We start from the raw sequence: 12944 nt of genomic DNA on the forward strand, positions 1-12944 counted from the left end.
AATATAAGAATGTATAAAATTCTGTTCATCAGGAAGGTGTGGATTTACGCTTCAGAACGCTCGCTTTCCTCATGCCCACACGATGTGGGTAGGGTCGGCGTTGTCACAGGACGTGACGTTTTTAGCCGATCGCCCTTAGTGGCCTCAGCTAACTTGGGAAGATAATCGAGTTTCCCAAGTGGATCTTCGGACACGTGCTGTTCCCGAAGGAGCCAGAGCGTCTTCCGCTCCAATCCACTTGATACTGACGAAGCATTTTGGTAAAAAAGCTTTTTAATGCCCAACTGAATGAGGACCGGGCATGCATTTCCCCCGGTTTTTCTAACAAATATTTCTCTTTATAAATAAAATACAAAATTTAAATCCAATTAATTTTCCGCGTTGAATTTTTTTTGAATTTTCACAAGGGGATTTGAGGGATTTTTTAGGTTTACTTAAAATCGACATTTTGTCAGTTAGATTGATCGATTCTGACAAATTTCTTCCTCCCTTACAGGACTATAGTCCCGTATTTTGGCTGTTTTAAGTCATTGTATTCCATATAAATGGAAAAAACATTAATTTTATTTCGTAATAATCAGCTAAATATATTATAAATTATAAGATATTAATTATTATAAAATACTATTTATAGATATCTGCCATTTTATAATTTTTTATTTACAATTAAAAAAGTAAAACCGTAACCGTCCTTTTTGTGTCTTAATATATAGAGAGTACGATGGGGGGGCCAACGTGTGCATGACCTATTTAAACGAGCGAAAAAAGGCGATGAAGCGGCGTTTGTCAGCTTGTTGGAGCAATATCAAGACAAGATATATCGCATTGCTTATACATATTTCCGTAACGAACAAGATGCCTTGGATATCTTGCAGGAAGTTAGTTTCAAAGCCTATAAAAATATAAAGAAAATCCGCAAACCAGAGGCACTATCAGCATGGTTAACGACCGTTACTGCTAATCATTGCAAAAATGTACTCCGAAAGAAGAGCCGGGAAACGATGCTTACCAACACTGAAGGAACACTGAGTGTGACACAAGATCATGATATGCCACTTATTCTTAGAGAAGTCATCAGTTATCTATCGATCAGTGAACAAACAGTTATTTTATTAACCTATTTTGAAGGCTTTACGTTGGGGGAAATCGCTCAACAAACAAACACACCTATAGGAACAGTTAAAACGAGATTAAACAGAGCCTTAACTAAACTTCGGAAACAAATGAGAAAGGAGGGAATTAAATGAGAAATAGGGGGGGAGGGAAGAAGCAGTGGCGCGAGGCAGAAATATTTTGGAAAGAAATAGATATTCCTCCAGCGGCTCATCATCGTATCAAGGAGGGTGTGCAAAGTGCGGCTCGAGCCAGGAAACACTGGAATGCATTTAAATTTTGTGGATTAAGTTTGACCGCCATTGTCCTTACCTTGATTTTACTTGTCAATGTCTCTTCATCATTCAACCGAATGACAGCGAATGTTCCTATCCTTTCAGATGTTGTCGAGCTCTTAAAGTTTGCCAAGAATGATGAAGGGCTTGAATCTGCAATCAAAGAGGGTGACGTTCAAGCCATTCACACTAAAGATACTCATAACGGAGTCACTCTTGAAATTACTCACGCTGTTGCAGATCAGCATCGCGTAGTACTTTTTTATACTTTATCTACTGAAAAGCGGTATAAATTTCTAGGTTTAGAGAACATTCAATTGTTGAATGCCAATCATGAGGCATTACCAGCAGCGAATGAATCTTCAGGACCACAGCCTGTTGTAAAAGGAAAGGTAAAAGGAAAACTTCAATTTGATCTTGATAAAGGAGGCAACATTTCTTCGCCTTTAATTTTAAGTGCAAAAGTTAACAGTTCAAATCAAGCGAGTGATATTGATATCAATACGTCTAATCAAAAAAATTCTACATTATCACATGCACAGGAAAAAGCTCATGACTATTTTGGAGTACCCGTTAAATCTGTTGAGGGCATTTGGGAAATTCGTATTCCATTAGATATGACCAAAGTGAATGCGAAACAAATGTATTCTATCAATAAATGGGAGACAATCGGCGGACAGCGTCTCTATTTTAAAGATGCTATCTTTTATCCGACAGGAGCAGAAGTTCATTTGGAAGCAAGTCCCAATAATTCAAAAACCATTTTGAACTTTTTTGATGTAAAGTTATTTGATGGAAATAGGGCTGTTAATATGGAGCATTACTTTGAAGATAACGAGGAAGTGACACTATTTTTTGAAAAAAGTTCCTTTGATAAATTGAAGGCACCAAAGCTTGTTGTTAAAAAACTTGAAGCCATTGAAAAAAAGGATAGTCACATTGTTGTTAATGTAAAAAAGAAGACTTTAGTAAAAGCCCCTCTAGGTGTCTCTTTAAATCGAATAGAGAATGTTAAAAACAGTATCAAGATTACTTTTAAAATGGATCGAGCGCTTAAAGAGAAAAGTGAGGGAGAGATGATAGGCTTACTCTCAGGATCGTTTACTGACTCCACAGGCAAGGAGTATAGTGCGGGTGATGACACAGGGGATTTAATTGAAACAACGTCTAACACAGTTTCAATCACGATAAAGAAACATGACTACAAGGGGCCGTTAAGCTTTGAAATTGCGGATTACCCATCCTATATCCAAGGTAATATTAAGATTCCTCTAAACAAGTAAGGTCTTTGTAGAAGCAAGGAAAGATCATTCATCAAGCGTTTAGGGTTCTATAAGAACGGATTCGGTCTCCGTTGCAGCGTCGATGCTTAGGGCATCGACGCTGTTTTTAACATTATCTCAAGATTTTTACTATCCATAGCTACTTAAAATTTATCGCTTTAGTCAAAACTTCTTTAGAGAATTGGTCATTTGGTCATGGGCTTACCCAAATGATTGAAGAAAAATGAAAGAGTTTCTTTTTCGTTTATGGTAGGATTACGGTAATAGAATAAAACAGAGGAGGCTACATCAATGCAGGCAGAGAAGACAATAATAGGGTTCATCGGTACAGGTGTTATGGGACAAGGGATGATTCGCAATCTCTTAAAGGCAGGATTCCCTGTGAATATTTACACGAGAACAAAAGCAAAAGCAGACGCTTTAATCTCGGAAGGTGCCGAGTGGAAGGATTCGGTAGCTGAGGTTTCAGCAGCTTCTGATGTCGTCATCACTATCGTCGGTTACCCTAAGGATGTTGAAGAAGTTTATCTGGAAAACGGAATTTTGGCTCATGCCAAAGAAGGAACCGTTGTGATTGATATGACGACCTCTTCACCGTCACTCGCTGAACGGATCTACCAGGAGGCCAAAGCTAAAGGGATTGCTGCTCTTGATGCCCCTGTTTCTGGTGGTGACACAGGGGCTAAGAACGGTAAACTTTCGATTATGGTGGGTGGCGAGGAAGCGGCCTTTCATCAAATCCGCCCCGTTTTTGAAGCTATGGGTGAAAATATTGTTTACCAGGGTGGCGCTGGTCGTGGACAACATACGAAAATGACCAATCAAATCCTCATTGCGGGTGGCATGTTAGGTCTTTGTGAGGCCTTTGCCTATGCCGATCGGGCTGGATTGGACGTGGAACAGGTCTTGAAAAGCGTTGCGACGGGTGCAGCAGGTAGCTTCTCACTCTCGAACCTTGGTCCTCGTATCTTAAAAGGCGATTTTGCTCCAGGTTTTTATGTCAAGCATTTTATTAAGGATATGACGATTGCCTTAGATGAAGCTGAGAAAATGGGGTTATTGACTCCGGGGTTAGCCCTTGCCAAACAGCGTTACGAAGAATTAGCTGAAATGGGCTTTGAAAATGATGGCACGCAGGCACTTTATAAGCTTTATCAAAAGTAAAAGACTAAAGGCGCTTTCCATTGACGAAAGCGTCCTTTTTAAAATAATAAGAAATCAGAAGACAAGACTTTCTTCGGTGTTCACCCCCCTATTTGAACTTTCTATTATATAAAAATAGATATATGAGACAAGCGTTTAGGCTATTTAGGATTAGGGCATAGTAAAAAGAGAAAGTGCACCGTCTAGTATTCAAGCCTTGTGTACAACCTATCAAGTCGTTTTGAATAATAAGACTTTAGATGATCTAGCTAAATTCAACAAAACAGCGACATTAAGCGAGGAAAATTGAAATTGTACCTATTGAAAGCTTATAATTTGTATAGAGAGAAAAACTAGGAGAGATTGATTTGGAAGGTCATTTTATTATAGGGCTACTAGAAATTATTCTTTTAAATATTGTTCTTAGTGGTGATAATGCGGTGGTCATTGCGATGGCATGCCGTAATCTTCCAAAGGGGCAACAAAATAAAGCTATTTTTTGGGGAAGCTTTGGAGCAATTGTCTTAAGAATCATTTTAACGTTTATTGCCGTTGGCTTACTTGAACTCCCCTATTTAAAGATTGTTGGCGGAGTACTTTTATTGTGGATCGCTGTAAATCTCCTTAAGGGTGAGGCTGATGGCGATGTAAAAGCGAGTGCTTCTATAATAGGAGCGATACGTACGATTGTCATTGCTGATCTCATTATGAGTTTAGATAATGTGGTCGCTGTTGCAGGGGCCGCTCATAACAATATTGTTCTTATTATCGTTGGGCTTGCAGTGAGTATTCCACTAATTGTTTGGGGTAGTCAATTGCTAATGAAATTGATGAATCGATTTCCGATCATTATCATTTTAGGAGCTGCATTACTTGGGTATACCTCAGGAGAAATGATTACGGAGGATGAGAGTATCCATGATTGGCTCAATGATCTTGGGCTCCCATATTTTGAAGTCATTGTCTCCATTGTTCTCGCCATTGCTGTCATTGTTGTTGGAGAACTTTTGAAAAGAAGAAATAGGCATAAACATGAAGTAAGTAACGCTCATAAATAATCGCGGGGAATTCCAGAAAGAGAAGCATTGAGAAAAATTTAAGATCATGATGAAAAGACGTCTTATAGATTGAATAATGAGGTTAATTGTTATGATTGGGAAGTAAGGGTGATGGACAGAAATGAGTAGAAACTCTGGCATACAAGGCGTCATCGATGGAAAATTAGCGGCTTGTCCGAGGACGCCTAACTGTGTTTCTTCGACGCATACAGACTTGAATCGTTATATGGCCCCTATAGAATACGACGGTTTTACTTTAGAAGAAGCAAAGAAAATTCTTGTTGAGGTTTTAGGGACACTTCCTAAGATTGAAATTAAGAAAAATGATGGACAATATATCTATGCAGAAGCCAAGACTTTTGTTTTTGAATTCTTTAATGATGTCGAATTTTATTTTGATGAAGAAGAGAAAGTCATCCACTTTCGTTCAGCTTCCCGATTAGGTTTTGCCGATCTTGGAACCAATAAACGAAGGATACAGTCTGTTGTTGCGCGCTTTTATAATCGAATCGACGAGCTAAAAAGGAAGAATTAGTTCACCGATAAAACAACTACCTTATTTTAGGTGGTTGTTTTTGTTTTTAAATCAGCAATTTAAGATTCCCATTCATTCACTCTTATATTTTCTAGCGGTTTTGCACTATTCTATGGTTGAGAGCCCTAGATCTAATAAGAAAGGAAGTGAGAGCATGGATGGTCCATTTCAATACTTTCCGTTTCCTACTTTCAACGATGAAAGTGATGATATGAAACTCAATCATGACCGCTATGAAGTTTATGTTAACGGTGATTTTGTAGGAACAAAACCTTTACTCGCACAAAATGATACGATCGAGGATCTTGATGAATTCTTACAAGAACAAGGATTAACGAACTTTCAATCCATAAATGAAGGCGATCATTTTGAAATTACATCTGCTGATCAAGAACAACAGATCAAAGAAGCACTACACATTCACCTTCAAAACCGTTAACACGTTAAGATGACGTATACACTCCATTCTTCGAGAGTAAAAGCCGCTTTATGGCGGCTTTTACATAACGTCAGAATTTATAACTTAGAGGAAGACCTTATAAGTGCAACTTAGGCTTGGTTATAGGACAAGTTTTCTAATAAAAATATTACAATATCATGGCTGATCGACTTAGGAAGTAGGGTCTTCGCAGCTTCTATGGTAAGATGACCATAGAAACTGTTTTGAGAAGGTGACGATACGATGTTTAAATTGTTCACGATTTTAGGAAGTGCCAATGCATTTTTGGCTATTGCACTGGGAGCCTTTGGCGCTCATGGTCTAAAGAACAAGCTCACCCAGCATTACTTGGACATTTATAATACCGGTGTCCAATACCACATGATGCATGCCTTAGGCCTCATTCTTGTCGGTTTTCTTGCCGATAAATTTTCTTCCCAATTAGTCGGCTGGGCCGGCTGGATCATGTTTATTGGCATCATTCTCTTCTCAGGAAGCCTCTATATCTTGAGTATTTCAGGCATTGGAAAGTTAGGAGCCATCACACCTCTTGGTGGTGTAGCCTTTCTTGTTAGCTGGGTTCTCGTAATTATTGCTATTGCAAAATCTTAGTAAAAAAGCACGCCTTAGGGCGTGTTTTTTTAAAAGGTATAAGAATATATGAAATTCTGGTTATCAGCACGGTGTGGATTGCCGCTCCAGAACGCTCGCTTTCCTCATGCCCAGGCTCGTGAATAATAAAAGAGTAGCTGCTCTACTCGAATGGGTCTCGCCACTAACAAAAGAGAGGCCGAGCCGCCCGAAAAGAAGCTCAAACTATCAAAAAGCGCACTAAAGGACGGGGATGCCGCACGAAAAGAGCTCAGCACTAACAAAAGGACAACCGAGCCCCCCGAAAGGAAGCTCAAACTCACAAAAGGCGCACAAAAGATGGTGCCACCGCCCCGAAACGAGGCATCGTACCACCAAAAGCACAGTAGTTAAGCACGAAAAGAGCCCACTATACTTCCAAAAGCCCACTCCAATTTTGCAAATCATGAAACATCACGCAAAAGTCAATTTAAACAAAAGGACCTCCTATCTCAACTCTACCTGGTCATCTACAAAAGAAAACACGCTGAAGAGGATCAGCGTGGTCATCATCATAGCCTCCTTAATAAGGATAGGCGTAGTGAATGGGCCCTTGGAAGGTGACGTAATCTAAATATATCAGTGGCAGAAGGTAACGGGTGCCTGTTTTGTTGTCATTAATAATGACATGATCACGGCCGGCGGCTTCAATTTCCCCGCGAAAGGCCTTTGATTCCGCCCCTCCTTCATGCTCAAAAGTCATATATACTGTCGCTACTTTTTCTAAATTCATTCTTAATATGTTTTCAATATAAGATTGTTCAGTAAATCCTGTGGGACCTGGGATATATGGACTGACAGCATGCACAGGTGGTGTTGTTCCTGTTCCTGCTCCTGCTCCGACCCCCGGTGGTGATGGTGGCATTGGATAGGCGCTCGGTTGTTGCTGCTGCGGCTGTTGCTGAGTTGGGGGCTGCTGTTGCCCATCATATTGAGGCGGAGTCCCTTGAGGCCATCCCTCTTGTCGAAAATTATTGTAAGACAATGATCTCACTCCTTTTAATTTTTACACTGTAAGAAAGTAAAATTGACGTAGGGATCAAAGTTATATGGCAGATAGTTTAAGAAAAACAACGCCATTCACCATTAGGACTGGGCGACAACTTTAATGTGTGAAGGCGTATACCTGAACATCAGGCTGTGCTTAGCGCAGTGGAAGTGTAAGCCAAGCAATTCTAATAAGAACATGAGCTGATTCGTTCTAAAAACATAAACGTCCGATCGGTGAGGGAAGGTGTTACGCAAGATTGTCACACGGGCCATTCCTTTAAGTTCTTAGATGCTTCACCCCCAAATAGACCCATTAACACTCTAAAATTAACTTATGAGTTCTTCCGAAGAATATGACTAAAAAACGGCATCCCTGAAGGATACCGTTTTAATAATATCGTTTTTAATTGATCGCAAGCATGTCTGCGAATTTTTCTTTCGTTAATAGTGAGCCGACATAAAAACCACCAAAGTCACCGTAACGGGCACTCACTTCATCAAATCGCATCTCATATACAATCTTCTTGAATTGGAGGACATCGTTGGAGAAGAGGGTCACGCCCCATTCCCAATCGTCGAAGCCAACAGATCCAGTAATAATCTGTTTAATTTTACCCGCATATTCACGCCCGATGAGACCGTGGCTTTTCATCAATTCTCTGCGCTCTTCCATGGAAAGCATGTACCAGTTGTCGTTACCTTCACGACGCTTGTCCATCGGATAAAAACTCATATATTGTGTACGAGGAAGCATGGGGTAAAGTCGAGATTTAATCCGAGGATTTTCATAAGGATCCTCATCGCTCCCAGAAGCCAAATAGTTACTTAATTCAACGACAGAAACATAGGAGTATGTCGGTAGAGTGTAGTCGGCAAGTGTCGTTTTATTAAAGGCAGTTTCAAGCTCGATCAATTCTTCCATCGTCGGCCTTAACCACATTAAGACAAAATCAGCTTTTTGCCCAGCAATAGAATAGAAGGCATGGCTTCCTTTCTTATCTTGCATAGTGAGGTCCCATTGATCCAAAAGATCGTTAAATTCCTGTAAGGCTTGTTCACGTTCAGTGCTTGATAGTTGCTTCCATGCCGGCCAATTAATTGCCCGGAATTCGTGAAGGCAATACCAACCATCGAGGGTTTCAGCAGCTTGGTTCATATATGTCCACTCCTTGAATGAAAGTTATCGTTTTTTCTCTCTTTAGTTTACCACGACTACCGTATAAGAAAGCAAATCTGAATCGGTCTCGTCACAAATTTGGCAAGGTTTTGGTAGGGAAAAGATCCTTTTAGCGAATGCTACAAAAATTATTTAAAAAATTCCGATTTATGGTAAGCTTTAAGGAGAGGTGGATAAAAATGGTTTGGAGTGCAGTTATTAGTTCTCTCATTGCCTTTATAATTTTTGTGGTACTTATTTTTTCATTTAAAGCATTGCTCAAGCGGAATGAGTCTGGTTTCATGCATTTACTATTAGCGCTGATGTTTACTTGTTGGCTCCCAATCCCATTGGCGGTTCAAAAAGCTTTAGGTCATCCTGAGCCCTTGTTGATAGGAACAGGGTTTGGAATGCTTTCGCTCATTTTATTAGTGTTCACGATGGTGCTGCAAGCGAGTCATCTTTCCTACTCGGCAAAACAGGCCATGAATCACAACCAAGCATTGTGGCAGGAGCGGGATAATTGGATGCTTGGAGGGATGCTGGCAGGCACGACAGAACTTTTCGCTGACTTTTTAAAAGGCGTTTGGACGGTCTTCCTCACTGTAGCCTTTTTTGCAAAAGGGCATAGCGTCATGGGAGTTGTAGGGATCATCTATAGCATCGTTGGCGTCATCAGTGTGTTATTACTTATCAATCAAACAGTTGTGAAGGAGATGCCGATACTCGCCAAACTGCAAAGCAAATTAGGATTTGTTTATCATAATCTAGAAACCTTCGTTTGGTACATGGTGCTGACTTTTTGGTTAGTATTATGTTCCTAAACGGGCAGGGTTGCGGAGGATGAAAAAGGAGGTAGTCATCTTTTGTTAAAATTTAATTATTTCAGTATTACAGGATTAATATTTGCTATGGCAGGCTTTGTTTTCAGTATCGAATCTCAAAACATGGAATATTTAGGAGAAAATAGGTCCACAACAATGCAATGGTATTGGTTAGGAGCAATATTATCTTATGGGCTATCTCTAGCTTCAATTATAACGATGCTTTTAAAGCTTAATAGCATGAATAATAGTGGACTTGATTATATTCTAAGAACCACTAGTACGTTGTTAATTATGGTTTCGTTTACGTGGACTACCTTTATAATAATAGCTTGGCAATCAGGAGTTTAACAATGAATGTCCGAGAAGAAATTACTTTTTCATTAACAGCGGCTATTTTTAAAGGTGAAAAGTGGACCTATGAGTTCCTTTTGAAAGGTAGAAAATGGAGGATCTTAAATGACTGAGGCAAAACCGCCAGTTCTAGTTCTAGGAACATATCATATGGGGGACAGGGGTAATCGAGATGTCTATAGGCAAAATATAAGCGATGTAAAAGCTAATAAACAACAGAATAAAAATCTTCATCATGATGTTGTTGCACTAATAGGGCAGAAGCGTTTAATAACAATAGTGAGAAGGGAGAATATATATTGGAAATAATTGAGATGGTAGAGTTAAACGAAGAGAATTTAATAGAAGAGGGATGTTATTGTCTGCGTAGTAAGCCAAAACCAACAGGTTACATAAATAAAAATAACTGGCTTAAAGGAAGTTTCAATGAAGGATTAAAATAAGATAACAAGCCAGCAGGCTTTATTGAATATACACCAATCGAATATTCCTCAAGAGTTGTTTACGGTGAAAATTATTTGGTTATTCATTGCTTATGGGTAAATAAGACTGGAAAAGGATATGCTTCAAAATTAATTAATAAATGTATACAGGATGCTAAGGAACAGAATAAAGATGGTGTGATTGTAGTTACCAATCCAGATACATCTTGGACACCAAGTAAGGAAGTTTTTATAAAAAATAATTTTATTGAATTAGAAAATGGACCTTATGGTTTTGAATTACTTGTTCATAAATTGGTTGATGTGTCTAATCCTTATTTTCCAAGGGATTGGGAAGAGAGACTTAAACCTTTCAAGAAATTAACAGTCGTACGAACACAACAGTGCCCATTTGTAGACATAGCAACTGATAATGTCGTTAAGGGGGCAAGTAAATTAGGCATAGATGCAGAAGTTATTGACATAAAAAGCAGGGAAGAATTGCTTAGACTTTCCCCCACCCCTTACGGCATTTATGGAGTCATTTACAAAAATAAATTGATTTCATTTCATAGGCTTACAGTTCATTCTACAACGAAACAGCTAAAGGAATTGGTCTAACAGCTAATAGAAACCTTTTTTCTTATGTGGTATTGGGGGCTATTGTTCAATAAAGAGAATGGCTTTTTTCAATGATCCTCATTCAAAAGGTAAATAGTGTTAAAATTGAAACAGATCACTAATAAGGCAGAAATACTGAATATGTAAGGGGTGGCTTTTATTAAGGTAGATATTAAGGGTAATGATATTGAATTGATGCAAAAGGGAGAAAATGGAACACCAATTATTATATTAACAGGGATGGGATGTTCCTATTATGATTGGTATGAAGTCACGGAACAATTAGGTCATACAAATAGAGTAATTATGTTTCACAGACAAGGACTTGGTAAAAGTGAAATAGTTACCGAAATTCAAAACACAGAAGCAACTGTAAGACAACTAATGGAAGTTATTTTATATTTAAAAATACAAGAACCATTTATTCTGGTCGGTCATTCTTATGGTGGGTTGTGCGCACAACATTTTACGAAATTATATCCTCAACATATAAAAGGATTGGTATTAGTAGACTCAACGTCTGTTGATATGAATGTGCTGGACGATTTAAATTTACCTGTATTAGATGAAGATTCAACAGATAAAGTTTGGTTAGAAAAATGCAAATTATACTCTTCAATGAACAAAGAAGAATTAAGAAAAATATTAAATCCCTCACTTACTAATAAACAAAAAAAGTTTCCAAAAGCAATTCAAGAGAGATTGATTGAATTTCAAATTAACCCGGCGCTTTACAAAGCAATGCACTCTGAGATTGAAAATTGGAAGAAAGACGCTGAGATAATAAAGAATTTAGGGGATTTTCCTAGCATTCCTTTAATCGTTATTGGCAGAGACAAAGAGTATAGTATTAAACTTGATGTAGCTGAAGGTTTACCAGAATGGGAACTAAGAGTATATGAAGACAAGTGGCACGAACTTATCGTTAGCCAATCAAACCTGTCTACTCTAAGTCAATTGATTTTCGCAGAACAAGCCAGTCATTTAGTGTATCTTGATAGACCCGATATTGTAATAGATGCCATACAAAAATTGATGATAAATGTAAAAGGATAGATTAATGTAAATCTAATTCTTATTGCAGTAAATAGGTAGATATGGATGAAGGTATTTTAAGAACGTGTTTCAAACTAATATATCAGAACATTGAAAATGTAGTGGGGGTATTAAATTGATTATTGAAATGACTATGCAAGTCCGAGTAACTGATATTGAAAAAGGTCAGAAATGGTATCAAACATTATTTAATAGGAAACCAGATTTTTTACCACACGAAGGTTTTGCTGAGTGGGAAATTATATCTGGTTGTTGGTTACAAGTTGCTGAAGGCACACCATCTGAGGCGAGTGGTCCTTTACGATTAGGTGTTATTGACATCGAGGGTGAAAGAAGGAGACTCGTTAAGGAATTGAAAATTGACAAATTCAAAATATATTTAAGAGAAGAAGTTCCAGTAAAGTGGGGTATTTTTACCAACCCTTGGGGAAATCATTTGGGCTTCTTTGAGTATTTGGATAAAAAAGACGAGGAAGAACGTATCAAATCTATTGTTAGGTAGTTAGAAATAAAACTTTAACCTTATTGCATTAACGAGCAGTTTAGTTCAAGAAGGTTTTACGAGAAATTTTCGCAATAGATGATTATAATGAGTGTTTACTTATGATATTAGGAAATTAGGAATTGATTTATTCGAATCTTTACGTATATAAAAATTAATTTCAAAAACCTTTGGTTCAATATCATTGGCTGTTTCAAAGCCATTGCCTAGGGAACTCTCAGGAAGAAACGCAATTCCTTTTTGGGCAGAAACCATTGCTAAAATTATGTCAAAAGAATCTATTTCAATCACTTGTGAATTCAATAAGGATTTATCCTGTATATATTGAAGAGTATGTTGTCTAAAGGGACATTTTTGGTCTCTACTCACAAAAAAAGTTTCTGTTTGTAAATCTACTTTTTTCTTGTTAATGGATTTTAACAAAATGAGATTTTCTTTAATATGATAAATTTTTTTAAAGGCGGTATCATTAAAAAAACGTAAGCGTAAAATAGTCCACACCTATAGTTTAGGTATGGACTATTGTTATAATTTATTTAGTTT

The 12944-nt window shown here is 38.0% G+C and carries 16 protein-coding genes and 1 pseudogene; 13 read left to right on the forward strand and 4 right to left on the reverse strand.

Annotated elements, in window-relative coordinates:
• Positions 1 to 44 precede the first annotated feature (44 nt).
• The gene (locus tag IEV91_RS15525) at positions 45 to 194 is read right to left on the reverse strand and encodes a hypothetical protein (protein ID WP_188498341.1); all 150 of its coding nucleotides are present in this window, start codon (positions 192 to 194) and stop codon (positions 45 to 47) included.
• A 543-nt stretch (positions 195 to 737) separates the two neighbouring features.
• On the opposite strand from IEV91_RS15525, the gene IEV91_RS15530 reads away from it, so the two are divergent.
• The 7 genes from IEV91_RS15530 to IEV91_RS15560 all read left to right on the forward strand — a co-directional run bounded on the left by IEV91_RS15530 (position 738) and on the right by IEV91_RS15560 (position 6458).
• Positions 738 to 1247, forward strand: coding sequence for an RNA polymerase sigma factor (locus tag IEV91_RS15530; protein WP_188498342.1), 510 nt, complete (start codon positions 738 to 740; stop codon positions 1245 to 1247).
• Positions 1244 to 2671, forward strand: coding sequence for a DUF4179 domain-containing protein (locus IEV91_RS15535; protein ID WP_188498343.1), 1428 nt, complete (start codon positions 1244 to 1246; stop codon positions 2669 to 2671). Before IEV91_RS15530 ends, IEV91_RS15535 begins: the two co-directional genes overlap by 4 nt.
• A gap of 291 nt (positions 2672 to 2962) precedes the next feature.
• Complete coding sequence (locus tag IEV91_RS15540) at positions 2963 to 3835, forward strand: NAD(P)-dependent oxidoreductase (RefSeq protein ID WP_188498344.1); 873 nt, start codon at positions 2963 to 2965, stop codon at positions 3833 to 3835.
• A gap of 347 nt (positions 3836 to 4182) precedes the next feature.
• Positions 4183 to 4872 carry a TerC family protein gene (locus IEV91_RS15545; RefSeq protein ID WP_188498345.1) on the forward strand — a complete coding sequence of 230 codons (690 nt, stop codon included), beginning with the start codon at positions 4183 to 4185 and terminating at the stop codon, positions 4870 to 4872.
• 121 nt (positions 4873 to 4993) lie between these two features.
• A complete protein-coding gene (locus IEV91_RS15550) occupies positions 4994 to 5407 on the forward strand; it encodes a DUF1499 domain-containing protein (RefSeq protein ID WP_188498346.1) in 414 nt (137 codons plus the stop codon).
• Positions 5408 to 5561: 154 nt separating this feature from the next.
• Entirely contained in the window at positions 5562 to 5846 is a 285-nt protein-coding gene (locus IEV91_RS15555) for a hypothetical protein (RefSeq protein ID WP_188498347.1), read from the forward strand.
• Positions 5847 to 6089: 243 nt separating this feature from the next.
• Positions 6090 to 6458 (forward strand): DUF423 domain-containing protein, encoded by a 369-nt coding sequence (locus IEV91_RS15560; RefSeq protein ID WP_188498348.1) that lies wholly within the window; start codon positions 6090 to 6092, stop codon positions 6456 to 6458.
• A 541-nt stretch (positions 6459 to 6999) separates the two neighbouring features.
• Here IEV91_RS15560 and gerQ read toward each other — a convergent pair.
• The gene (gene gerQ, locus IEV91_RS15565) at positions 7000 to 7461 is read right to left on the reverse strand and encodes a spore coat protein GerQ (RefSeq protein WP_229745615.1); all 462 of its coding nucleotides are present in this window, start codon (positions 7459 to 7461) and stop codon (positions 7000 to 7002) included.
• A 408-nt stretch (positions 7462 to 7869) separates the two neighbouring features.
• Complete coding sequence (gene hemQ / locus IEV91_RS15570) at positions 7870 to 8622, reverse strand: hydrogen peroxide-dependent heme synthase (RefSeq protein ID WP_188498349.1); 753 nt, start codon at positions 8620 to 8622, stop codon at positions 7870 to 7872.
• 200 nt (positions 8623 to 8822) lie between these two features.
• Between hemQ and IEV91_RS15575 the strand changes: the two genes are divergently transcribed.
• The 6 genes and pseudogenes from IEV91_RS15575 (at position 8823) to IEV91_RS15600 (ending at position 12401) form a co-directional block, all read left to right on the forward strand.
• On the forward strand, positions 8823 to 9446 hold the full coding sequence (locus tag IEV91_RS15575; RefSeq protein WP_188498350.1) for a hypothetical protein: 624 nt from the start codon (positions 8823 to 8825) through the stop codon (positions 9444 to 9446).
• Between the two features lie 42 nt (positions 9447 to 9488).
• Complete coding sequence (locus IEV91_RS15580; RefSeq protein WP_188498351.1) at positions 9489 to 9797, forward strand: hypothetical protein; 309 nt, start codon at positions 9489 to 9491, stop codon at positions 9795 to 9797.
• A gap of 108 nt (positions 9798 to 9905) precedes the next feature.
• The gene (locus tag IEV91_RS15585) at positions 9906 to 10109 is read left to right on the forward strand and encodes a hypothetical protein (RefSeq protein WP_188498352.1); all 204 of its coding nucleotides are present in this window, start codon (positions 9906 to 9908) and stop codon (positions 10107 to 10109) included.
• Positions 10100 to 10843 (forward strand): annotated as a pseudogene (locus tag IEV91_RS15590) (GNAT family N-acetyltransferase). The gene IEV91_RS15585 and the pseudogene IEV91_RS15590 overlap by 10 nt, the downstream one beginning before the upstream one ends.
• A gap of 150 nt (positions 10844 to 10993) precedes the next feature.
• Complete coding sequence (locus tag IEV91_RS15595; protein ID WP_229745616.1) at positions 10994 to 11899, forward strand: alpha/beta hydrolase; 906 nt, start codon at positions 10994 to 10996, stop codon at positions 11897 to 11899.
• Between the two features lie 115 nt (positions 11900 to 12014).
• Entirely contained in the window at positions 12015 to 12401 is a 387-nt protein-coding gene (locus tag IEV91_RS15600; RefSeq protein ID WP_188498353.1) for a VOC family protein, read from the forward strand.
• Positions 12402 to 12500: 99 nt separating this feature from the next.
• On the opposite strand, the gene IEV91_RS15605 is transcribed toward IEV91_RS15600, so the two are convergent.
• On the reverse strand, positions 12501 to 12902 hold the full coding sequence (locus IEV91_RS15605) for a LysR substrate-binding domain-containing protein (protein ID WP_268236404.1): 402 nt from the start codon (positions 12900 to 12902) through the stop codon (positions 12501 to 12503).
• Positions 12903 to 12944: the final 42 nt, after the last annotated feature.

Origin of the sequence: Pullulanibacillus pueri, from assembly GCF_014639255.1 — a bacterium.
Lineage (GTDB): Bacteria > Bacillota > Bacilli > Bacillales > Sporolactobacillaceae > Pullulanibacillus > Pullulanibacillus pueri.